A 21,031-nucleotide genomic window follows, 5' to 3' on the forward strand; every position below is an offset into this window, starting at 1 on the left:
AACAACCTCTTTTAGTTGAAATTTGATTCAAGCGAGCAGAGACTATACATATTAGGAGAATATAATAATGAAAATCACATTCGAAGATATATACAAGCCGGGAAACATTGTTGCTGAAAATGATCAATATAGACATTATCATTATCCGGAGATGCTCATTCGGTATGATAGTAATTTCTTGCAATTTAAAACAATGCCTTCATTAATAGAATTTAAAAAGGTTGAAAACTATTTAAGAGAATTTCATCTGAAGAACGGACAAAAACATGTGAAATTTGTTTTTCCTGAAAATAAAAAGCCAACAGGAGAACTACTGACACACTTAACTGATAAAGGTTATGATATAGGCTTTTTAGAATTGTATGCTATTGACCCTAAAGACTTTCCTTCAGTGAGAGAAGACGCAAATATACATATTCGAGAAGTGACAACTAAAGATTTAGACACTTTATTGACCATTCAATATCAGCACGACCTAGACTTTGGGATTGAATTTGCGAAACAGAAGAAGGGACTTATAAAACGTCAATTTGAGAATCAAAACATTCGTCAAATTTTAGCTTATTATAAAGGGTCTCCAGCAGGCTATGTAGATGTCATTATCTCTAGTAAAACAGCAGAAATTGATGGCTTAACGGTTGCCGAAACGTTTCGAAATAAAGGGATAGGAAGTAGATTACAAACATTTGTAATGGAGTCATTCCCCGAGAAGACGGTAATTTTAGTGGCTGACGGAGAAGACACGCCTAAAGAAATGTACAAAAGACAAAACTATCAATATCGTGGATTTCAATACGAAGCACTAAAAGTATTCTAACAATAGGAGGAGTCCTAGCTGTGAAAAATGCAAAAGACATTCTAGAACAAAATAAAAAAGGGTGGAATACAGTTTCCCATCACTTCAATGGAAAGGATGCATTGCCTAGTTATGGTCCTTTTGCCCAAACAGAAGACGAGCTACAGCTGTTTGAAAATATAAAAGATAAAAAAGTCCTTGAAATTGGATATGGTAGTGGACACTCTTTAAGGTATATGGCATCTAAAGGAGCAAATGAACTATGGGGTGTTGATTTCTCCCAATCACAAAAAAAAGCTGCGGAAGAACTACTAACAGGTTTGGGTCCTCATTTATTTTGTGCACCTATGGAAAAGGAAATTGGTTTGCCAAAGCAGTATTTTGATTATGTTTATTCCATTTATGCAATTGGGTGGACAATAGATTTATCGACTACTTTTAATCTTATTTACTCTTATTTAAAGGTAGGAGGGACGTTTATATTTAGTTGGGACCACCCTCTATACGCTCATTTACATAATGAAAATGGTAAGATTTATTTGAAAGAGTCTTACCAAGACGAAGGAATTAGAGTCTTTGAAAATTTTAAAGGTGAAAACGTTAGTATGACTATTCATCGACGAAAAATGGCTACCTATATAAATGAGCTAATTAAAGCAGGATTTCAGATTGATTCAGTGATAGAAAGTGACGTATCAACCTGTTATAAAGATGAGGAAGAGGAGATATCAGATCGCTATTATTCTTTATATAAAGCTAAAAATTTTCCTGCAACGATGATTATAAAAGCAACGAAAAGTGTAGAGGAGAAATGGGATCATGCGAGATAGAGGCTCTGTTGTACTTATAGAAAATAAATAAGTAGCCTCATTAAACGAATAAGAAACGATTCTATTTATTACGTTTTTTCCTGGTGGTGGAATAGTAGAGGGAGAAACACCTTAAGAAGCAACAAGAAGGGAAGCCTATGAGGAATTAGGAGTTAAAATAAAAATCAATGAGTGTATCGCAAAAGTTGAATTCAATGGTACTCAATATTTTTTCTTGTCTGAAATGACAAGCGGTGTATTTGGGACAGGTGCGGGTGAAGAATATACAGCGAAAAGGACAGAAAGAGGAACGTACTTGCCTGTGTGGGTAGATGTTAAAGATTTAATCTCTTTTGATGTTAGACCGAGTGAAGTGACCTTGAAACTTCAAAGTTTATTCGGTTAAAGACTTGTCTCAGAGGATTACGAATGGATTGAAAGGGTATAAAGAGGTGAAGGTATTGATTCTTCCTCGCTGTAGTTGTTTACTATGGAAAGGATCGAACGCTAAATATATCTCTAAGTAAAATCGAGTGACTATAACTAAGTAGGAAAAGACCCAAATAAAAAATAAAGGATCAATCATTATGTTAGTAAAAAGATCGTTATGTATTTTTCCTGAATTTAAAAATATGGAGAAAATAAATCAGCTACGAGAAAGCTATGACCCCTTACATCAAAAGGTTGCGCCGCACATAACACTAGTCTTTCCATTTGAAAGTCAAATTCAATTGGAGATTTTGAAGAAACATGTTGAAGGTGCTCTAATTAAGGTCGAACCATTTAAGGCTTGTTTTCAAGGAATCACAGGTAGCGATTATAGCTATCTTTTCTTAAATGTTAAAGAAGGAAATGATAGGTTAATAGAACTTCACGATCGTTTATATAGTGGTATATTAAGTGGTTACCATTTAAGAACGCTTACATATATCCCCCATTTAACTGTCGGTAGATTAGATAATAACGAAGAATTTGTAAAAGCTATAGAACAAACTAGTGATATCCAAGAAACGTTTGAATTTACAGTGGAAAAAATAGTATGTGAAATTCTCGATGAAAACGAAAATTCTACGGTTGAATTTACAGTAGGGTTATAGAGTGCAGTGCATTCACATGATGTGGAAGTAGTTAGTAGAGTTTCTGATTTATTAATGGTTGAGGGTGTTTATTTTCTTTACCTAGCTTTAGCTTACGGAAGCACCTGCCTAGCAGGAGGTGTGGTATAAAACCACCTACTTTTAGTAGCATTTCTTTTAGTCGGCTTTGGCCGATAAAACTCGTAGGCGTTCAGTCCGCCTACGAGAAACCTCCGTACTTTAGTGCGAAGTCGTTTATTTGATATAATGAATCTTTTTAAAAACATTTTACTCACTTATGGCGCGAATAAGATCGTTTACTTCTATCACCACATTTTCTACTTTATATTCATTATTTAAATTCGCTTGACCAGTGACCGTTTCCACTTCTGATAATTCACTGCCTTCTTTTTGGTACTCTACATCTACTGTAAAATTATAAATGATCTCTTCAGAATGGGTGTTTTCAAATTCGATGTTATTGACCTTTAACTGGTAATTGTTTTGCATAGGTTCATACCATAATCCTGACCCATATCTACTGACGTAAGATAGATAGAAAGAATCATTTGCAAAATAATCACTGTATAAATTTTCTTCATATTGACGCAAATCCTCTACCCAATTCTCTTTCTCCATAATTTTTTTAAATTCCTCATCAGGTCCTGTGAAATTAGTTTTTAATACAGCCTCAATCGTCTGTATATTTTCATCATTAGCTTCATCTGAAGAGCAGCCTACTGTTAATAAAATAAGAGCAACTATCATTGAAAAGATGATCGTCTTTTTAACATACATTTCGCTTACCCCCTTTATACGTATATACGACCAAAAAACCCTATAGTTTCAAGAATTTTCGTTTTTTTCTTTTTATTAAAAACTAATTTTTCTATTCATCTTAACTTTTCTACGGTACGATATGGTAATAGGAGGGGATTTAATGAAGAATATTTTTGCTTTTGAAAGAAAAGAGGAATATGAAAAATACTATGGGATCATAGAACGGTTTAAAAATAAATTAGAAAATTATCAAAGGATTCTTCAGAAAAATTATGCTTTGAGAGATTTACCAAAAGGAATAGTCTGGACGAATGAAGAATTAGCAACAACTGTTTTCTCTGAAATACCTATTCCTGCCTATACTAGTGAAGAGTTAATTTATATGTGCCCAGATATAGTGACATGGAGAAGTATTCTTTTAAAACAACTGGATGGAAGAGAAAGTACAGAAGTAAGAAAGTTTTATGAACATTATTCAGAAAACCAAGTCTTCATTATTTTAGCCCATGAATTAACCCACCATTCTGATTTGTTTATGGATGAGTTTGAAGATGATAGAGAAGATAGTATTTGGTTTGAGGAAGGAATGTGTTTCTACTTACCTAGAAAAATATTATTAAGTGAGAAGGAATTCAATGACATTACTTTTGCAGAAATGGAGCTAGTTGAAATCTTCAAAGATAATTATGGGAATCACTCCATTGATCATTTTGGGAGTCATTCTTACCAAGGTAATTTATCAAGTATTATGTTTGATTATTGGAGGAGTTATCTCTTAGTAAAATATTTAGTGGAAGTCCGTGCGGAGAATAATGTTAAAGCTGTTTTTGAGGATTATCATAATTGGCATAAAGAAGGGCGAAAAATACCATTAACAAAGTACTTTGAGTTAACCTCTTTCTTTGAGTAACATGTTGATAGAAAAATTCTAAAAAGATTTATTAGTGCGTGTTCAAAAAGGAAGGAAAAAAGAGCCGAGAATTAGAAAAGCGTCATCGACTTGAACAACCACGACAAGCATAAGATGCGATTACCATGAAAGGTGCTCTTTACCTTTCATGAAATCCTAGTCACTTGATCTTGATTGACGGGCTTTTCATCTACTAAAAATGTATACTCAACGCTTTCTTCTCTAAAAAAATCAAACTCAGCTTCTTTGAAAAAGGTGTTTTGTGATTTACTCCCTATTACAATTGGTATAATAGGAGTGGTGTTATCTATCGTAAAGGAAAGTTCAGAAGTTTGTTCATTCACCACTTTTTTGCTTAGATTGTAAGTTCATAGTCACTGTTTTTACTAACTTGATGACCTGATTCAATCTGTTCTCCATTTAGAACCATTTGGTATTTACCTGCTGCCTCTTTATCTAGTTTTATGATTTGTTGTGAGGCATATACCTTCTCGTCCTCTACCCCTTCAATAATAATGTTTGGTTCAAGGTCACATCCCGCTAATAATAGGAAGATAGCTAACAATAATATTTTTTTCATAAGTAATCACTCCCTCCCCTATTATAAGAGTAAAAAAAGAGGTGTTGACGTAATTAAAGGACAATGTTTTACCCATCTTTTGATAAAAGCCTCTATTATTAGATAAATATGTTATAATCCCCTCATGTTTTACATTGAGGGAAATTTTATGGGGGTAGATATTATGACAACTTACAAAGGAAATAGACGAGTGAAAATATCAAGGGGATGACGAAGCTATGAGTTCTCCCCACTATTTTGAGAGGGGATAGAATATTGAATCAAATGTTATTAATCATTGATGCACAACAAGACTTAATAGAAGGGAATCAAGAAGAGAAGGAGGTTTTTAACAAACAAGAACTTATTATAAATATTAACAAGGCGATTGAAAAAGCTACTAAACAGGCTATTCCAATTTTATTTGTAAGGGATCTGGATGTGGCTGAGGGGAAAGGTAGCGGTTTTCAAATTCATCCAGATATTCATGTCCCGAAAGAGTCAATGGTTTTCGATAAAGCTGCAACGAATTGTTTTCATGGAACTCCTTTATTAGATTATTTACATTCTCAAAAGATTGATCACGTTGTAGTGATGGGTTGTAAGACTGAGCATTGTATCGATAGTGCAGTTCGGACAGCTACCATTAACGGATTAGATGTGACATTAGTTGGTGATGGTCACTCAACAACTGATAATGATGTATTAAGTGCTGAGCAAATGATAAACCATCATAACTGCATTCTTCATGGACACTATAATGTCGAACATTTTTCTATAGTTAGAAATGTGGAGGAAGATTTGTTTCGTCCCACTCATTACTTATACAGGTGAATAGGGTGAAACGTGTCATTATGGGGTAATGAGTTTGCTATTATGATAGGTTAAATATTGAACCATCCTGAAAATTCTTAAGTGTTTAAACTTCCGTACTATTGCTGTAGTACGGAGTTATTTTAAAGATAAGGATAAACTTTAGAAAGAAGAGTGATCCAATGTTTACATACAAAATTGATGAAGATGTTTCATTAAGAATGTTTAAAAAGTAGGGAAAAAAGGACGCTGAAGAACGAGGCGGTGTAGCTTTGAGCACTCACAGTGTACGTTCTTGGTACATGAGGAGCGGAAAAGCAAACCAACAAAGTTATTCAACCGACATTTTTTTAGGACTTTTTAAACAACCTCATTAAGAATGTTTAATGAGAGTGACGCTGAAAAGTTCTTTACATTAATTTCACGTTCACGAGAGTATTTAAAGGAATGGATGGCTTGGCTTGACAATATTAAATCTGTAGAAGATGTATCTAAAAATATACAAGGTAGATTAGAAGCTTTCGTCGAAAACGGTGGTCATCCTAAATCTTTTGCCATTATTTATAAAGGTGATATTGCCGGAACGATCGGTTTTAATGAGATTCATAAGAAGGATCGAATCGGTCTTGTTGGTTATTGGCTTGGTGAAGAGTTCCAAGGAAACGGGATCATGGCAAAAGCATTAAATACCTTAATTGATTATGGTTTTAAAGAGCTTAAATTAAACCGAGTTGAGATTCATGTAGCGGTAGAAAATAAAAAAAGTCGAGCACTCCCTGAACGATTTGGGTTTGTTGAAGAAGGTAGATTCAGGCAAGCAGAATGGTTAAATGATCATTATGTAGATCACATTATTTATGCCCTTTTAGCTGAGGAGTGGAGAACTAAATAATGTTAACCTGGAAAAAGATGAAATAACGAAAATAAAAATTGTCATCATTATTATATTGATAAATACAGGGAGTGAAGAATAGATTATGGAACAAACAATATCTGGTCATGAATTGAACACGTTACATGACATGAAAAAACTAACGATCGTAATAACTCAAGCAATATTAGACCAGCTTCAAGAAGGAATTGAGAAAGGAAGGAAGATCCAGATATACACTTCTAACACATTATTAGTTGCTGATAGAATTGAGACTAAAGAGCCTGAAAAGGAAAGTTCTTCTTTATTATATAATGCTCTACTTGAATCCTAAGATACTACATTTAAACTAATTAATGATAAGAAAGTAATAAATGTATATGGGATATTAATATTAAACAATGTAAAGATCATTCCGTTTGCAAATCCCGAAAAAATAATAGAACGTGAAAGCTTTGCTGTATTTACGGATCATATTATGGGAATATCATTGACGGATTAATCAAAGTCTATAAAAGGAGGTTTTTACTAAATGAAAATCGCCATCATTACGGATGTTCATGGAAATGCTCCAGCTTTAAAGGCCGTTTTAGAAGAGCTTGATAGAAGAGAAGAAATCGAGCATATTTATTGCCTTGGCGACATGATAGGGATCGGTCCTGACACAAATGAAGTACTCAATCTACTATTCTCTCGAAACGATCTATCAATGATGACAGGAAACCATGATGAAGCGATTATCGCATTGTCAAAAGGACAAATCTACCCCAAAAGTCATGCTCATTGTAGAGAGCACCACCAATGGATTGCGGATCGACTCGATGAGACCTTTTTAGTAAAATTAGCTGAATTACCTCGAACAATAAAGACAACGATAAATAACTTTTCGATAAGATTTATTCATTATTCTATCCCTAAAGGAAAGGAGGAAGACCCAATCAGTAACGATCCTTTTGCTCCGATCGTTGATCCTAATCTACAAAATATAGAGAAGTTATTTAGCCATTATTGTGAGGATTTGATTGCTTTTGGTCATCATCATCCTATTCACAATTTTAAAGGGGAAAAGACGTATTACGTAAATCCTGGTTCATTAGGGTGTAATCATAGACCAACTGCGCCGTTTTCAACCGTTCATATTGAAAATGGAAAAATAGACGTTAGCTTTGAAGAGGTGTCCTACGATAATTCTGATTTTTTTAAATCATATCATCAATTACAAGTGCCAGACCGTGAATTTATTTTGAAGGTGTTTCATGGCAATCAACTATAATGGGAGTGATTGGTTGAGTGGGGTCCTATATTATTTTTTTACTATTATTGCTGATCGTTGTATTAATGGTGAGTAAGGTCGTCAATCAGAGGATACTTAAAAGAAAAATTCACCAAATTAATAGAGATAAGGGTAAAGTTGAATTACTTTTTAGAGAGCCAAATGATTTACCACAACCGCTAAAAAACTATTTGAAATACACAAACTTTCTTAATAAAAAGTATATAGACAAGGTTGAGATCACACAGGGAGGTTTATTCCGAACAAAATTAGATCAAAAGTGGATGCCTATTAAGGCCAAACAGTATATAAATACTTTAACACATTCGTTTATTTGGATTGGAAATGTAAATATGGCAAATGTTCTACCTGTTCAGGCAGTTGATCATTTTATAGAAGGAAAAGGTAGTCTTACTGTCAAACTATTTTCATGGTTAAAAGTGCAGAAAGCGACAGGACAAAAAATTGATCATGGAGAGGAAATGCGCTATTTTACAGAAATGATATGGTACCCTACTAGCTTTCTAAATTCTATTATTAATTGGGAGCTAATAGATTCAACAACCGTTTTAGGGGAATGTAAGTATTTTGAAAATGATGTTCAAGCATACTTTTATTTCAACGAAGACGGAGCGTTAACAAAGATTCATGCTAAAAGGTATCTGAATGAAGACCGATTGTTAGATTGGGAAATCTCTTCTTTTGAATATAAAACGTTTGACGATGTGAAAATTCCCTATAAGGCAAATGTAAGTTGGAAATTAGAAAACGGACGAGAGTTCACCTATTATCAATTGGAAATTTTAAAGATAAAATATGAGTAAGTGGCATTTGTTCATAGTAGGAGAGCGAGTAGTATGAACCCCATATTTGATTTTATATAACCTAAGATTAGAGGACCTCCTCCATGATTGATAATTAAAAAAATCAACAATATATGGAGGTTATATTATGAACAAAGTAAATAAAAGATATGAACAATTGGATAAAGTCTTTGATTTCTTAGAACAAAATCGTTTGTTTAGTGGAACGGTCTTATTGTCTGAGGGAGGAAATTCCTTTTATAAAAGAGCAATTGGTAAAAGGTCATTTCAAGAAAAACAATCGGTCGATTCTATTTTTGAAATCGCGTCCATATCAAAATCGTTCACAGCAACTGCTATAATGCTATTAGCTGATAATGGGTCAATTCGTATTGATGATCCAATAAAGAAGTTTTTTCCTCAACTACCTTATAGAGGTATATCAATTGAAAATCTATTGAATCACACTTCGGGACTAAAAGATTATATGGAATGGTTTGAAAATGAAGAAAACTGGAATCATCACAAAATAGTCAATAATCAGGATGTAGTCAATTTCTTGGAAACTATCCAGCCAAAAGAATTATTTACTGTGAACAAAAAATGGGAGTATTGTAATACAGGGTATGTTTTGCTGGCAGAAACCATTCGACTAGTGTCAAACAAAGAATATGGTGAGTTTTTAAATGAAAATATATTTACACCTTTAAATATGGTGAACACATCAACTTATTCACAGTTTCTAGACGGAAATTTGAAAAGGTTCGCATTGGGGTTTATGTATGATCGGAAAAAGGATATGAATTTTCTTCCAAACGAAATAGACTCACATAAATATGTTTACTTCCTTGATGGTGTGAAAGGCGATGGAGGAATAAAATCAACCGTAGAGGACCTTTTCAAATGGGAAAAATCATTTTACACAAATAAGATCTTGTCAAAAAAGTCGGTAGATTATATGTTAAAGCCTGCTAGAATCAAAAATAAAACAACTGGTTATTGTCCAGGTTTGCATAAAGAATACGGTGGCTATGGATTCGGTTGGGCGCTAGAAGAACATTCTCATTATAAAAAAATCGTATTCCATGACGGATATTGGGCTGGCTATGGGACAGGGTTAATAAGTTATCGAGATTATCACAAATCGATCATTTTATTAGGAAACCTAGACTTTACTAAAGAAGAACTTAATAAAACCTCGCATATTTTAGCGTTAACTCTAGAAAAAATATTTTTTCATGAAGAGGTTAATTTAGAACCTTTTGAACAATTGATCCAGTAATTGATAGGGATAAGAAGGGGGGCGATCCCCTTTTTTTTAGCACAAAGAAATAAAAGAAGTGAAGGAGAATCAGTGGTGAACATTTTAGAGTTAAGGAAAGTGGTTGGAAATGTCCCTTTAACTGTATGTGCAGCAGGAGTACTCATCTTGGATGATCAAAATAGGGTTTTATTAATTAAAAGAGGGGATGACGGAAATTGGTGTATCCCTGGTGGAGTAATGGATACAGGAGAAAGTGTATATGAATCGACTAAAAGAGAAGTCTTTGAGGAAACAAATATGACCTTGAATCAAATGGATCTTTTCAATGTTTACTCTGGGCAGGAACAGCATCATATTTATCCAAATGGCGACGAAGTTTACTTTGTAAATATTGTGTTTATAACAAAATCCTTTAGTGGTATGGTACAAACTGATGGTATAGAAAGCAAAGACTTTCGCTTCTTTGAATTGAAGCAGATACCTCTGGATTTATCACCAACGAATAAACCTTTTTTAGAGGATTTAGGTTTGTATCTTGAGGGGAATTGATCGATGTTCCCGAAAAAATTAGTGACTACTTAGAAGGATTCGGTAAAAGTAATTAATACAAAACTGAATGAAAGAAGGTTTGTGAAGATGAAAAAGATACTAGTTGGATTCATTTTTCTTTTGATCGTTTTTTCTGGATGCGAAATAATGAATGATAAATCGTCCGAAGCTACTTCAAAAGGTATGAATCAAAGTGTAGAAACATTAGAAATGCAATCTGGCAGTTCAACATCTTTAGAAACATCAAAGGAAAAAGTGATTGTTGAGGGTGTCTGGATGGCAATGGGGAAAGAGGATAGGGTAAAGAGCACTTGGTATTTTAATAGAGGACAGTTAGTAGTGAATTATGTGAATGATTTTTTTTATGTGGTCGAAAAAAATATGGATTCTAATGGGTATACGGTTGTTACGATAAAAAATAATAATGAAAAAAAACATGCCTTGTTGTTGAAGGGCAATGGTCCTAACCTTGAAGGTATTACTGTAGAAGATGAAGAATATGACCAATATTTAGCTGATGGTACGGTACCAGATGGACAATTAATCGAATTTAATCTTCTTCAAAATGGATGGGGAAGTATGGAGGAAGCAATTGAATTTTGGGAGAATACATATAAGAATAGTGATAATGAAATCTCTAAAAATATAACATGGGAAAATTATCACCCTGATTTGTGGAGTATAGTTAAGGATGGAACATCAGGAAACACGATCACGTTACACTTTACTAATATTAGTGGAGCTGGTGGTAGCTATGTTCAACTTGTTAAAAATGAGGAGACTACAGTTATCACTGACTTTGGTGGAAATGCTGCGTATCCAAATGATCCTAGCAATAGATATACTGTACAGAATGATGATTATAAAGTGATTAAGGCAGAAGAGTTGTGGAAGAAGGAATAAATATAAATAGGTATTGGGTATAAATGTTACATATAGTAGTAACATAAAACAATCTTAAAACGGTCATGCTATAGTTAAAAGTTAAGTGCGTCACAATGAATTTCAGAAACAAGAATAAACTACGGGTTCCTTAAAGTATCGTCATGGTGCCCACAGTTTCGCATTATAAACGTGTTCGGTTTCTCCCATTTAAAAGTAATTCTTAAATCCATATTAGCACTAATTTCCCAAAGGTCATTGTATCCAGTCATTTTTTTCATTCTTAAGGAAGGATGCGAGAAGTCGGTATCGAACTGAATTAAAGCTTTTTTAATAAGCTTTTGAGATTGAAGGTCTAATTTTTTGTAGTTTTTCTTAAAACGCTTAGATAAAATCAACATTAAATCTATTCCTCTTCGTCTTTCTCATCATCGCTATCTAACCAATCAATAGCATCATGAGCATTTTCAAACACATAAACGTGGCCTTCTTCTATATCCTTTTGAGCTTCTTTATCTTCTTTTTGCCATTTTTCGGTAAAAAACCAAGCTTGATCTTTAGGTATCTGTACCGTAGGAACTAAGGTCATTACCCCGTTATTATCTAATCTTAATTCTAGTGTATCACCCTCGTTGACATCCAATTCTTCCAAGAAAGCTTTCGGTAAAGTAACTTGTCCCCGGTTTCTTAATTTTATATTGGCTTTTTTCACTTCATTTTTCATGTCTTCTAATCCCCTTTCGGATCTTTTTGAAGTAAGTATAAATATCTTTTCTTTTTATTATATAGGAAAGTCAGGGGTCCTTCCTTTTTTATTTACATATTAACACGCTTGTTCGTTTGCCATAATGTTTATCTTTATATGTTACTAATATCGGTAATATTAGTGAGCTTGAATCATTAATACCTAAATAAATTAGCTTTTCGAAATAATAATGGGTAGTCAATAAATATATTTCAAAAAATGGTCAATCTACTGTAATCCATATTTCGATCAAAATCGAAATATTTAGACATTACAATAATACAGCATAGGGGGAGTGATTAGGTGAAACAATTATCAAAAGATATTGAAACAAAAATGATTAACCCAAAAATTTTATATTATGGTACGCCTGTTATTCTACTTACTACATTGCTATTAATGCACTGTCTGATAATTGAATTTTTCTTAAGTGTTAATTTCGGCTTTCTCCAATTAATTCGATCTTAACCACCTGCTTATATTAATAGATTGGATATAAGTGTTAAGTTATGGTGGTTTCAGCGTATCATAAGGAGGAATTTTTGGAAATAAACAAATGGTTGTAGTGTAGCTTTTTTTCTATTAGATTTAAGGGTTTTTTATATAAAAAGGGTTGTAATATTAGTGATTTTTTGGAATGATTGTATTTATATTTATTTGAAATTTCCAACTTTGGAGGCTGAAATGCAAAACATATATTTTTTACACGGCTTTATGGGAACGGCGCAATCACATTTTTCTCACCAAATCGAACACTATCAAAATAAATATGAAATAAACACAATTGATTTACCAGGACATGGTAAGTCTTCAATGGAAGCTTCGGAAAACTATTTTGAACAAGCCATTCAGTATGTAATAAAGAGAATAAAGGAACAAGGACCAGGAGTTAAGGTGCGTCACTAGCGATACATATTGCTATACGAGAACCAGATCTAGTAAAAGGGATTGTACTAACTGGTTATACTCCTTTTATTCCTGAAGAGTTAGAAGAAGTAATGGAAAACCGATATCAATATTTCATGAATATTGAAGAGAATGATCAAGAAATAGCTAACCTTTTTAGGCAACTACATGGTGATAAGTGGAGGGGAACCATGAAAAATGTTCTCCATGAGATGACGTTTCATTATCCTGTTGTTAGTGAGAGGGATATACGAAATTTACAGGTTCCAATGATGCTGGTTAACGGAAGTAATACTTTGCATGAGGTAGAATCCGTTTCTTATGTCAAGAAAATCAACAGCGATATTGAGATAGGACTTGTGCCATATGCCGGTCATACAGCAAATATGGAGCAACCACAACTATACAATCAAATTTTAGATGCTTTTTTAAACAAAATACGAGATTAAGAGAATGGGAGATTAGGATGGGTTAGATAGAGGAGTTACGAAAACTAGTTGAAACGAAACCTTTAAATTTAGAAGGTGTCGCCGTAGCTGTTATCAATGAACAAGGTGAAATTTTATTACAAAAAAGACAGGATGGATTTTTGGGGAGTTCCAAGTGGATTCATTGAATTAGGATAATCAACCAAGGAAGCACGCATAAAAGAAATGCTTGAGGAAACAGGTATTGAAGTAGGTAGGCTTGATTTATTGAATGTGTACTCTATGGAGATGAGTTTTTCCAATTACGGTTGCCCATTTGTCAGAAGAGATTAAAGATGGTCATTTAAAGATGATGGCAATGAAACTTTGTAAGCAAAATTCTTTGATTCTACAAGTCTACCAGACAACCTTAAGCCCCTTATATAAAATATAGTCAAACAATACTTTGCATGATAACCCCCAAAAAACTTTTTGAAGGTAATTGATTGAGAGGACGAAGGAGGAGTGGGTGAATATGACAATGATAAATCGTTTTACTTACAAGTCTAAAAGTGGGAAAACTATTATGGTTAGAGAAGCGAATGAATTAGATGAAGAAAAGTTCCTTGACTATACAACTCAAGCTTTACGAGATGCTCCTTATATGCTGACGACTTTGGAAGATATAGAAAATATGACCGTACAAGAAGGGAGAAGCGTAATAAAAGGAGTGAAAGAACTACCTAACTATGCACTGTTTATTGCGGAGATAGATAACCATATAGTTGGATCAATTGATTTTAAAAACGGGGATAAAGAAAAAATGCGTCATCAAGGTTCTATAGCAATGACGGTACATCCTGACTTTCGAAATGATGGAATAGGTAGAGCACTTCTTGAAACATTACTTGGATGGGCAAAAAATAACACAGCAATTGAAAAAGTCTCCCTTAGAGTAATGGAAAGGAATGTAGGAGCCATTCGTCTATATAAGAAATTCGGTTTTCTTGAAGAAGGAAGAGAAGTAAGGGGGATAAAAGAAAAGGAAGGATATCAAGATTTAATATTAATGGCTATTTTTGTTTAGGTTGTCCAAATTAATTACTCTTATGATTGAAGGAGTTTACTGAAATGAAATTCCTCACAACAGAAAAGATATCAGAGCTTGAGCTTATTAACTATGCGTTGAAGAAAGAAGGGGTGAGAGAACTTTCCCATAAAACGGAGATTAATAAATTAGGAGAAGGGGCATGGCATTACGCCTATTTAATTGAAAAGGAGCAACTTGTTCTTCGAATTCCTAAAAGAACTGCCTACGATCAAGCAGTCGTGTTTAACCGGGAAGAATTGATGGTAGAGTATGCCTCAACAAAAGCGTTTTATCAGCATGCTAACAAAGCTAAAGAAGGCGTATGTCCAACGTATTTTAATTACTTTGTACAAGCAGAATTGACCTATACGATGGAATCTTTTTTGGGGGAATCTATCGCAATCGGAAACCAAACGATCGAACAGTCCAAGTATTATGGAAGAGAGTTAGGAGAGGTATTTCTCGCTCTTGAAAGTCTAGATCCTCCTTTTGAAGGAATAGGTTACTTACAAATGGGGGGGAATGGTGAATTAAAAGGTCAAATTGATATGGATTTGAAAGAGTTCATTCTTCAAGAAACAAAAGATTACGTGAATGAACTGAATTCCTTAATTTCAAGTGATTTCGAATTTGATAAAGAAAAAGTGTTGGAAACAGCCCGGAAAATATTTTTAAGTCGTTCAATAGAAAGTGAAAAAAGGGTATTGACGAATCAAGATACGTCTCCAGAAAATATTATTTTCGCCAAGACAGGAGTCAAGATCATAGATCCTTATCCACTTATATATTCAGGAAGTTCGCTAGCTGCCAATCACGTTTTCAATTACTCTACCTTCTTTCCCACGGCTAATGACACGATTAGGTATGGAAGAGGAAATTATCATTTGTATAAACATCATTTACAAGCCAACGCAGAAGGATTTATTGAAGGCTATACCGATGGCTCTTTACAGAAACGAAGAAATATAAATGCTGAATGTTTTTTTAAACTCGTTTCTATGGCTGATATCCACTACCAATTATTAAATGAAAAGTCCCTCAATCGTGAACAAACCATTCGCTTTGGCACAAAAGAACAAATAGAAAAACGTTTAAAGTTATACCTATATGAACTTGAATGCTTTTCTTTAAGCATGATTTAAAGAATAAATAGGCTAGTTATGAAGAGTGATTTCATATGCGAAAGAAACGGGTGATGTTTATGATAATTAGACAATTGAAACCACAAGATGCGGAAAACTATCTTTACTTAAGACTAGAAGCTTTATTAAATAATCCTGAATCTTTTGCCTCTAGTTATGAAGAGGAAAAGACTCGATCTATCGAAAAATATAAGAAAAGGTTTGAATCCTCTGGTTCTTATACATATGGTGCTTTTCAAAATGATGAATTAATTGGTGTCGTTACTTTAGTGGAAGAAAGAAGTGTAAAACTTAGTCATAGAGCAACGATTGTAGCCATGTATGTTTCTTCATCAAGACGCGGGCTCGGAATAGGAAAGAACTTAATGAAGAGAGCGATTCAAAAAGCACGAGAGTTAGAAAGGATAGAGCAAATATATTTAACGGTTGTTTCTACAAATAATGCTGCTAGAAGCTTATACTCATCTTTAGGTTTTGAGGTTTATGGAATTGACAAGCGGGCATTAAAAGTAAATGGTATCTATTTTGATGAAGAGCTCATGGTTTTATTTTTATAGTACAGTTGATATGCAAAAATCTCTAAAAGTACGTGTTAAAAAAGTAACTTTAAATGAGCAAATTCAGATCAAAAAAAATTCCATTAAATTAAATAGAAAAAGACATGACCACTAACTTGGGTTAAAATTAAAGTTCCAACACCATAACCCTAACCAAGGAGTGTTCATGTCCAATGACTAGATTATCACATCAAGAAAAAATCCACAATATTTTAGAGGAATGGCGTTTACCACTTTATTTTTCCAAGCCGTCTATGAACCATCTTGTTTCTATGATTGATGGGATGCTGAGTTTCGGTTTCACAGGAAAGATATCGCAAATTCATGCGCTAAGCTTTTGTAAAAAACATCGTACAACATTAAGCTATTTTTTAAATAAAGGTGCTTGGGACGAAACCTATTTAAATCAAATTACAAAACAAAAAACCGCCCAAACCATTCACAAAAACGCAAGAAAACAAAAGGAACCTGTATTCCTTCTCTTTGATGACACCATCGGACAAAAGACCAAACCTTCGTCACAGGCTCAGTCTCCTATTGAATCTTGTCAGTACCATTTTTGTCACAAAGAAGGAAAACCTGTTTACGGACATCAAGTCGTTGGAATGATGATGCAAAGCGGGGATTTAGCGTATCCCTATGATTTCGCCCTATATAACCAATCGAAAGAAAAGAGTAAAATTCAAATGGCCGTTGATATGATTGACTCTTATGTAAAGCGAACTGTATCAACCTATATCCTTTGTGATAGTTGGTATACCTCTAAACGTATCATTGAAGCTGGACTAGGGAAAGGAATTCATACGATAGAGCTCTTAGAAGAAGCAATCGCATCTTTTTCCAAAAGGCGAGCGAAAACAAATCAAACAGTTTGTTCCCGATATTTCAATGGAAGAAACCGACCTTGTGACCGTTGGTGATGAAACCTATCGAGTCTATCGTTACGAAGGAAAACTGAATGATTTAGAGCTTTGGTGTTGTATTGCTTTGCTTCAAAGAAGGCGAACCAATGGAGCCTAAAAACGTACATGACTTCCTATGTACAGATATACAGCTATCCACAAAGAAAATCTTAGACTACTACTCCAAACGATGGTCAATTGAAACGTATTTTAAACAAATAAAAGGATCGTTAGGTTTTGATGGATATCAGATTCGCAGTGAAAAAGCGATCTTGAGATATTGGACAATTTTAAACTTCACCTATATTTTCGCAAGCCTTTTAAAAGGCACAAAATTTTGCGAAGCTCTCCATGAAATCAGGAATCAAAAGTTTGGTAGCATCATTAGGTTTGTATATGATCAAGCAACTCAAGGAGAAGAACTTGAAAAGATTAAAAAAGAGCTTTTAGTTGCCTAGGGTACTTGTCATTTCATTTTTACTGGTAATTTTCGTATTGATTTTTGCTCAATTAGAGAAGTAAGGAAAAAAGAGCCGAGAAGAACGAGAGGCCTAGTTAAAGGATCACAGGCTAAGTTCAGCCACGTCGACAGAGCAAAGCCTGCGCTAGCCAGTCCTGGGCATAGTAGGGCTTTTTGAAAAACCTTTAAAAGAAAGGTGGTTGAGAGATGATCCGAATAGCAACAGAATCTGATGCTGAATCGATAATTGAAATAAGGAAGGGCATTATTTTATCAGAAAATACAACTAAATTCTTTTTATCTTCTCCTAACAATATCCCTGTTGATGTGAATAAAGAACAGGAAAAGATTAACACAAGTCAGTCGAAAGGAAACCTTAATATTGTTTTTGAAGTGGATGACCAAGTGATCGGTTTTCTTGTTTTTTATCGTTTTGAACAGGAGCGGCTGCGACATGCAGGAACTCTTGGAATGGGGATAAAAGAGGAATATTGCAACCAAGGTATTGGGACGAAATTAATTCAAGATTTACTAAAGTGGGCCACAAAACAAAACGGCTTGGAAAAAATCTGCTTAGGGGTCGTTTCTGTAAATGAAAGAGCGATGAAGTTGTATAAACGAATGGGCTTTGCAGAAGAAGGAAGACAACGAAATCAAATAAAGTATGAAGATGGTACTTATGCAGATGATCTATTAATGGCGTATTATCTTGGAGATAAAATTTCAACCCGAAACGGGAGGAATTGATTTTGTCTTATCATTATAGAGTAAGAGCAGGAGCGTTCATTATTGAAAATGATTCGATTTTATTAATTGAATTCAACGACGAAAATGGCCTGCATTATAATTTACCAGCAGGTGGGGTTCAACCAAACGAAACGGTTAAAGAAGCCGTTCGAAGAGAAGCGATGGAAGAAGCATCAATAGAAGTAGAAGTGGGTCCATTGGAATTTGTTTATGAATATGTTCCACATTTAAATCATGATAAATTTGGCGATAATCATTCGTTACAGTTGATCTTTGAATGCAGTATAAAAGAAGGGTGTAAACCTCAACTCCCAAAACATCCTGATCCGAATCAAACGGATGTAAGATGGATTAAACTAACGGACTTAAAAGGTATCGTTTTATTTCCTGACATGAGTAAGTATATCTTGAATTACATCGAGAATAAGAGAACTATCGAAATCATTGAGGAGCATTTAATCGAAAATCAAACACTACAAGAAAAATTAAAGGAATTGCCTCCGTTATAACGAAATAAAGTAGATTAAGGATATGAGATCTTTTTAAGGAGGTGTTAATGAAGCTTGAAACTCTTCAGAACATCGGAAGTAAGCTTAGTGATAATCGTTACAGTTATTACTGCCTCTGTCCTCATGTTAAATGAAGATTCAACTTTTATGATTGTTACCCTAGGTATTTATGTTGCTATTGTTTTAACATGGTTTAGAATTTTATCTCAGCGTAAACGAGCAGACAAAACCAATCAAGAAGTAGAGAAATGAGAAAAGGAACCTGTATCAGGCTCCTTTATTAGCAGAAATTATTTGATTCTTTTTTTGTTGTAAAAGCTTACTCGCTAATAAAAGTATGGGGAATCCACTTGAAGAACAAATAGCAAGAACAGAGAAAATCATTTTGCCGCTATGAAATCCTAAAGATTGCATAAGGAAGCCTCCTACTACAGGAGCTAGAACACCACCGATTGTCATGAAACTCATCGCTCCAAAATAAAATCCTTTTCGATCATGAGGAGCAATTTCATCAATTAACACATCCACCATTGAAAACATCATCACTTCGCCAATTGTAAATACAATCATTGATATGAAAAGCATCACTGGATTTGAAAAGAGGCCGAACAACATTAATCCAACACTCACCATTGTGGTTCCGAGCATGACAGATAGAAGAGGAGAAAAATGTTTTCCGATCCTTGTTACGGGAAACTGAACGACAATGACAGTAATCGCATTCGTCACTAGTAAAATGGCAAACAAGGATACGCCATATTCAATGGAAGGTGCATGGGCGAAATATTGTGGCAAAGTTGAATTCATGTGCGAATACCCAAAAATCCCAATGGAACTTCCAATTAAAACGAGTAAAAAAATCGTATCTTGCTTTAGAATGGATAAGGATTGAACGAAAGTGACTTTCTCTTTGGCTTCACTTTCATTATTAATATCCTCGTGGTAATGACTAAAAGTGATTAATAATGATAAAGCATAAAGTGCGTTGATTATGGCGATAAACCAGAAGCCGATTGTTGATTGGGCAGTACTTAATTGTAATCCGATTAAAGGACCAGCGGCAGCTCCTAAATTGATAGCCGTATATCTTAAATTAAATACGAGTAATTTATTCTTCGGTTTCGTGACATCAGATAGAGCGGCTTTAGAAGCAGGTTCAAAAAAGGAAGAGCAAAGACCACTTAGAGAGTTCAAAATAAGAAACATAGGAATGGTGTCTGCTAATGCAAAACCTATGTAAACAAAAGTCCATATAGAAATGGAACTTAACATTACTTTTTTTCGTCCAAACCGGTCCGTTAAATGTCCTCCAATAAATCCACCGAATAAACGAAACAGTGCACTTATGCCAATAACGGCACCTGCTGCTGTAGGGCTTGCTCCTTTAACCGTTGTTAAATAAACCGTTAAAAAGGGAAAAGTCATAAATGTCATCATTCGAACAAATAGTGTACCGATAATAATATTTAGACTAAGAGGGTGGATCGTGAAAATCTTTTTCATAAGAAGAATCCTCGTTTTCATAGAATAGTAGTTTTTGTTTGTATAGTATATAGTATATTCATAACAACATCTGTCGTATTTAATGACAATATGGAGAATGACAATGGCTCACGTTAGAAAAGCGAAAAAAGAAGAGGCAAGTGATTTGAGCTTGCTAGCCCTTGAATCCAAAGCACATTGGAATTATAGTAAAGCGTTCGTTCAAGCTTGTAAAGATGATTTGGAATTGACAGAAGATTATGTTAGTAGTAACGCTGTATAATTTAGTAGAGAATGAACAATCAATCATAGGGTTTTACTCCTTTACAAAAAACGAAAACAGTACTCAATTAGACTACTTTTATGTACATCCCCGCTTCATAGGAAAAGGATATGGAAAAGAAATGTGGCTTAACGCAATAGCTACGGCAAAAAAAGAGAGGATAAGCAGCTTCACCATTGATAGTGATCCAAATGCCCAATCTTTTTACAAAAAATGGGTGCAGTTCAAATTGACTTTGTTCCTTCGACCGTGTTTAAAGATCGACAGCTTCCTTTATTAAAATATAATGTGTAGGAATAATTAATAACGACTTAGGAAACCTTAACGTTACGTGTTCAAAAAGCTCGATTAAGCATAAGAACTTCATCATGAAAAAAGAGTCTTTTTGAACATTCGCTCACATATTATTTAATGAT

30 protein-coding genes and 2 pseudogenes are annotated in these 21,031 nt (G+C 34.2%); 26 read left to right on the forward strand and 6 right to left on the reverse strand.

Annotated features, from left to right (window positions below; translation table 11 throughout):
- The first annotated feature begins 67 nt into the window (after positions 1–67).
- From LC087_RS15845 to LC087_RS15860, 4 genes are all read left to right on the forward strand, one after another.
- Positions 68–817, forward strand: coding sequence for a GNAT family N-acetyltransferase (locus LC087_RS15845; protein WP_264190012.1), 750 nt, complete (start codon positions 68–70; stop codon positions 815–817).
- Positions 818–837: 20 nt separating this feature from the next.
- On the forward strand, positions 838–1,626 hold the full coding sequence (locus tag LC087_RS15850) for a class I SAM-dependent methyltransferase (RefSeq protein WP_226542752.1): 789 nt from the start codon (positions 838–840) through the stop codon (positions 1,624–1,626).
- A 214-nt stretch (positions 1,627–1,840) separates the two neighbouring features.
- Entirely contained in the window at positions 1,841–2,011 is a 171-nt protein-coding gene (locus LC087_RS15855; protein ID WP_226542751.1) for an NUDIX hydrolase, read from the forward strand.
- A 181-nt stretch (positions 2,012–2,192) separates the two neighbouring features.
- Positions 2,193–2,702: a 2'-5' RNA ligase family protein gene (locus LC087_RS15860; RefSeq protein ID WP_226542750.1), complete on the forward strand. Its 510-nt coding sequence runs from the start codon at positions 2,193–2,195 to the stop codon at positions 2,700–2,702.
- A 267-nt stretch (positions 2,703–2,969) separates the two neighbouring features.
- Here LC087_RS15860 and LC087_RS15865 read toward each other — a convergent pair whose 3' ends face one another.
- A complete protein-coding gene (locus LC087_RS15865; RefSeq protein WP_226542749.1) occupies positions 2,970–3,479 on the reverse strand; it encodes a hypothetical protein in 510 nt (169 codons plus the stop codon).
- Positions 3,480–3,621: 142 nt separating this feature from the next.
- On the opposite strand from LC087_RS15865, the gene LC087_RS15870 reads away from it, so the two are divergent.
- Positions 3,622–4,371, forward strand: a complete 750-nt coding sequence (locus tag LC087_RS15870; protein WP_226542748.1) for a hypothetical protein — start codon at positions 3,622–3,624, stop codon at positions 4,369–4,371.
- 146 nt (positions 4,372–4,517) lie between these two features.
- Here the strand turns inward: LC087_RS15870 and LC087_RS15875 are convergent, their stop codons facing one another.
- Positions 4,518–4,715 (reverse strand): hypothetical protein, encoded by a 198-nt coding sequence (locus LC087_RS15875; protein WP_226542747.1) that lies wholly within the window; start codon positions 4,713–4,715, stop codon positions 4,518–4,520.
- 11 nt (positions 4,716–4,726) lie between these two features.
- Positions 4,727–4,951 carry a hypothetical protein gene (locus LC087_RS15880; protein WP_226542746.1) on the reverse strand — a complete coding sequence of 75 codons (225 nt, stop codon included), beginning with the start codon at positions 4,949–4,951 and terminating at the stop codon, positions 4,727–4,729.
- A 255-nt stretch (positions 4,952–5,206) separates the two neighbouring features.
- Between LC087_RS15880 and LC087_RS15885 the strand changes: the two genes are divergently transcribed.
- From LC087_RS15885 to LC087_RS15920, 8 genes are all read left to right on the forward strand, one after another.
- A complete protein-coding gene (locus LC087_RS15885) occupies positions 5,207–5,764 on the forward strand; it encodes a cysteine hydrolase family protein (protein WP_226542745.1) in 558 nt (185 codons plus the stop codon).
- 358 nt (positions 5,765–6,122) lie between these two features.
- On the forward strand, positions 6,123–6,635 hold the full coding sequence (locus tag LC087_RS15890) for a GNAT family N-acetyltransferase (protein ID WP_226542744.1): 513 nt from the start codon (positions 6,123–6,125) through the stop codon (positions 6,633–6,635).
- Positions 6,636–6,720: 85 nt separating this feature from the next.
- Positions 6,721–6,948 carry a hypothetical protein gene (locus LC087_RS15895; RefSeq protein WP_226542742.1) on the forward strand — a complete coding sequence of 76 codons (228 nt, stop codon included), beginning with the start codon at positions 6,721–6,723 and terminating at the stop codon, positions 6,946–6,948.
- A 198-nt stretch (positions 6,949–7,146) separates the two neighbouring features.
- Positions 7,147–7,887: a metallophosphoesterase family protein gene (locus tag LC087_RS15900; protein WP_226542740.1), complete on the forward strand. Its 741-nt coding sequence runs from the start codon at positions 7,147–7,149 to the stop codon at positions 7,885–7,887.
- A 17-nt stretch (positions 7,888–7,904) separates the two neighbouring features.
- Positions 7,905–8,711, forward strand: coding sequence for a DUF6544 family protein (locus LC087_RS15905; protein WP_226542738.1), 807 nt, complete (start codon positions 7,905–7,907; stop codon positions 8,709–8,711).
- Positions 8,712–8,838: 127 nt separating this feature from the next.
- Complete coding sequence (locus tag LC087_RS15910) at positions 8,839–9,972, forward strand: serine hydrolase domain-containing protein (protein WP_226542736.1); 1,134 nt, start codon at positions 8,839–8,841, stop codon at positions 9,970–9,972.
- A gap of 72 nt (positions 9,973–10,044) precedes the next feature.
- Complete coding sequence (locus tag LC087_RS15915; RefSeq protein WP_226542734.1) at positions 10,045–10,503, forward strand: NUDIX hydrolase; 459 nt, start codon at positions 10,045–10,047, stop codon at positions 10,501–10,503.
- 87 nt (positions 10,504–10,590) lie between these two features.
- Positions 10,591–11,406 carry a hypothetical protein gene (locus LC087_RS15920; RefSeq protein ID WP_226542733.1) on the forward strand — a complete coding sequence of 272 codons (816 nt, stop codon included), beginning with the start codon at positions 10,591–10,593 and terminating at the stop codon, positions 11,404–11,406.
- Positions 11,407–11,525: 119 nt separating this feature from the next.
- Here the strand turns inward: LC087_RS15920 and LC087_RS15925 are convergent, their stop codons facing one another.
- Both LC087_RS15925 and LC087_RS15930 read right to left on the reverse strand, forming a co-directional pair.
- Entirely contained in the window at positions 11,526–11,786 is a 261-nt protein-coding gene (locus LC087_RS15925) for a cytotoxin (protein WP_226542732.1), read from the reverse strand.
- A 5-nt stretch (positions 11,787–11,791) separates the two neighbouring features.
- The gene (locus LC087_RS15930; RefSeq protein ID WP_226542731.1) at positions 11,792–12,109 is read right to left on the reverse strand and encodes an AbrB/MazE/SpoVT family DNA-binding domain-containing protein; all 318 of its coding nucleotides are present in this window, start codon (positions 12,107–12,109) and stop codon (positions 11,792–11,794) included.
- 324 nt (positions 12,110–12,433) lie between these two features.
- Here LC087_RS15930 and LC087_RS15935 point away from each other — a divergent pair, with 324 nt between their 5' ends.
- The 12 genes and pseudogenes from LC087_RS15935 to LC087_RS15990 all read left to right on the forward strand — a co-directional run bounded on the left by LC087_RS15935 (position 12,434) and on the right by LC087_RS15990 (position 19,102).
- Entirely contained in the window at positions 12,434–12,598 is a 165-nt protein-coding gene (locus tag LC087_RS15935; RefSeq protein WP_226542730.1) for a hypothetical protein, read from the forward strand.
- A 216-nt stretch (positions 12,599–12,814) separates the two neighbouring features.
- Entirely contained in the window at positions 12,815–13,036 is a 222-nt protein-coding gene (locus LC087_RS15940; protein WP_226542729.1) for a hypothetical protein, read from the forward strand.
- A 92-nt stretch (positions 13,037–13,128) separates the two neighbouring features.
- Positions 13,129–13,485: an alpha/beta fold hydrolase gene (locus LC087_RS15945; RefSeq protein ID WP_306019694.1), complete on the forward strand. Its 357-nt coding sequence runs from the start codon at positions 13,129–13,131 to the stop codon at positions 13,483–13,485.
- Between the two features lie 26 nt (positions 13,486–13,511).
- Positions 13,512–13,833, forward strand: a pseudogene (locus LC087_RS15950) (NUDIX domain-containing protein); the annotation flags it as partial.
- Positions 13,834–14,029: 196 nt separating this feature from the next.
- Positions 14,030–14,530, forward strand: coding sequence for a GNAT family N-acetyltransferase (locus tag LC087_RS15955; protein WP_371932707.1), 501 nt, complete (start codon positions 14,030–14,032; stop codon positions 14,528–14,530).
- Positions 14,531–14,574: 44 nt separating this feature from the next.
- Positions 14,575–15,675, forward strand: coding sequence for a hypothetical protein (locus LC087_RS15960; protein WP_226542725.1), 1,101 nt, complete (start codon positions 14,575–14,577; stop codon positions 15,673–15,675).
- 35 nt (positions 15,676–15,710) lie between these two features.
- Positions 15,711–16,232, forward strand: coding sequence for a GNAT family N-acetyltransferase (locus tag LC087_RS15965; RefSeq protein ID WP_371932613.1), 522 nt, complete (start codon positions 15,711–15,713; stop codon positions 16,230–16,232).
- A gap of 173 nt (positions 16,233–16,405) precedes the next feature.
- Positions 16,406–17,152, forward strand: a complete 747-nt coding sequence (locus tag LC087_RS15970; RefSeq protein WP_306019695.1) for a hypothetical protein — start codon at positions 16,406–16,408, stop codon at positions 17,150–17,152.
- Positions 17,153–17,241: 89 nt separating this feature from the next.
- The gene (locus LC087_RS15975) at positions 17,242–17,592 is read left to right on the forward strand and encodes a transposase (protein WP_306019696.1); all 351 of its coding nucleotides are present in this window, start codon (positions 17,242–17,244) and stop codon (positions 17,590–17,592) included.
- Positions 17,593–17,801: 209 nt separating this feature from the next.
- Positions 17,802–18,341, forward strand: coding sequence for a GNAT family N-acetyltransferase (locus LC087_RS15980; RefSeq protein WP_226543320.1), 540 nt, complete (start codon positions 17,802–17,804; stop codon positions 18,339–18,341).
- A gap of 2 nt (positions 18,342–18,343) precedes the next feature.
- A complete protein-coding gene (locus LC087_RS15985; protein ID WP_226543321.1) occupies positions 18,344–18,850 on the forward strand; it encodes an NUDIX domain-containing protein in 507 nt (168 codons plus the stop codon).
- Positions 18,851–18,904: 54 nt separating this feature from the next.
- Positions 18,905–19,102 (forward strand): hypothetical protein, encoded by a 198-nt coding sequence (locus LC087_RS15990; RefSeq protein WP_226543322.1) that lies wholly within the window; start codon positions 18,905–18,907, stop codon positions 19,100–19,102.
- Positions 19,103–19,117: 15 nt separating this feature from the next.
- On the opposite strand, the gene LC087_RS15995 is transcribed toward LC087_RS15990, so the two are convergent.
- Positions 19,118–20,353, reverse strand: coding sequence for an MDR family MFS transporter (locus LC087_RS15995; protein WP_226543323.1), 1,236 nt, complete (start codon positions 20,351–20,353; stop codon positions 19,118–19,120).
- 103 nt (positions 20,354–20,456) lie between these two features.
- On the opposite strand from LC087_RS15995, the pseudogene LC087_RS16000 reads away from it, so the two are divergent.
- Positions 20,457–20,909: pseudogene (locus LC087_RS16000) on the forward strand (GNAT family N-acetyltransferase).
- The last annotated feature ends 122 nt before the right edge of the window (positions 20,910–21,031 follow it).

It is taken from the genome of Bacillus carboniphilus, assembly GCF_020524035.2.
In the GTDB taxonomy this organism is placed as follows: Bacteria; Bacillota; Bacilli; order Bacillales; family JAIVKR01; genus Bacillus_CC.

What these genes read in the sequence shown, in the direction of transcription:
- LC087_RS15845 (WP_264190012.1), top strand. Translation starts at nt 68, where the DNA reads ATGAAAATCACATTCGAAGATATATACAAGCCGGGAAACATTGTTGCT.
- LC087_RS15860 (WP_226542750.1), top strand. Translation starts at nt 2,193, where the DNA reads ATGTTAGTAAAAAGATCGTTATGTATTTTTCCTGAATTTAAAAATATG.
- LC087_RS15925 (WP_226542732.1), bottom strand. Translation starts at nt 11,786, where the DNA reads ATGTTGATTTTATCTAAGCGTTTTAAGAAAAACTACAAAAAATTAGAC.
- LC087_RS15910 (WP_226542736.1), top strand. Translation starts at nt 8,839, where the DNA reads ATGAACAAAGTAAATAAAAGATATGAACAATTGGATAAAGTCTTTGAT.
- LC087_RS15880 (WP_226542746.1), bottom strand. Translation starts at nt 4,951, where the DNA reads ATGAAAAAAATATTATTGTTAGCTATCTTCCTATTATTAGCGGGATGT.
- LC087_RS15945 (WP_306019694.1), top strand. Translation starts at nt 13,129, where the DNA reads ATGGAAAACCGATATCAATATTTCATGAATATTGAAGAGAATGATCAA.
- LC087_RS15970 (WP_306019695.1), top strand. Translation starts at nt 16,406, where the DNA reads ATGACTAGATTATCACATCAAGAAAAAATCCACAATATTTTAGAGGAA.
- LC087_RS15865 (WP_226542749.1), bottom strand. Translation starts at nt 3,479, where the DNA reads ATGTATGTTAAAAAGACGATCATCTTTTCAATGATAGTTGCTCTTATT.
- LC087_RS15895 (WP_226542742.1), top strand. Translation starts at nt 6,721, where the DNA reads ATGGAACAAACAATATCTGGTCATGAATTGAACACGTTACATGACATG.
- LC087_RS15920 (WP_226542733.1), top strand. Translation starts at nt 10,591, where the DNA reads ATGAAAAAGATACTAGTTGGATTCATTTTTCTTTTGATCGTTTTTTCT.
- LC087_RS15995 (WP_226543323.1), bottom strand. Translation starts at nt 20,353, where the DNA reads ATGAAAAAGATTTTCACGATCCACCCTCTTAGTCTAAATATTATTATC.
- LC087_RS15955 (WP_371932707.1), top strand. Translation starts at nt 14,030, where the DNA reads ATGGTTAGAGAAGCGAATGAATTAGATGAAGAAAAGTTCCTTGACTAT.
- LC087_RS15975 (WP_306019696.1), top strand. Translation starts at nt 17,242, where the DNA reads ATGGAGCCTAAAAACGTACATGACTTCCTATGTACAGATATACAGCTA.
- LC087_RS15960 (WP_226542725.1), top strand. Translation starts at nt 14,575, where the DNA reads ATGAAATTCCTCACAACAGAAAAGATATCAGAGCTTGAGCTTATTAAC.
- LC087_RS15980 (WP_226543320.1), top strand. Translation starts at nt 17,802, where the DNA reads ATGATCCGAATAGCAACAGAATCTGATGCTGAATCGATAATTGAAATA.
- LC087_RS15965 (WP_371932613.1), top strand. Translation starts at nt 15,711, where the DNA reads ATGCGAAAGAAACGGGTGATGTTTATGATAATTAGACAATTGAAACCA.
- LC087_RS15890 (WP_226542744.1), top strand. Translation starts at nt 6,123, where the DNA reads ATGTTTAATGAGAGTGACGCTGAAAAGTTCTTTACATTAATTTCACGT.
- LC087_RS15940 (WP_226542729.1), top strand. Translation starts at nt 12,815, where the DNA reads ATGCAAAACATATATTTTTTACACGGCTTTATGGGAACGGCGCAATCA.
- LC087_RS15900 (WP_226542740.1), top strand. Translation starts at nt 7,147, where the DNA reads ATGAAAATCGCCATCATTACGGATGTTCATGGAAATGCTCCAGCTTTA.
- LC087_RS15930 (WP_226542731.1), bottom strand. Translation starts at nt 12,109, where the DNA reads ATGAAAAATGAAGTGAAAAAAGCCAATATAAAATTAAGAAACCGGGGA.
- LC087_RS15870 (WP_226542748.1), top strand. Translation starts at nt 3,622, where the DNA reads ATGAAGAATATTTTTGCTTTTGAAAGAAAAGAGGAATATGAAAAATAC.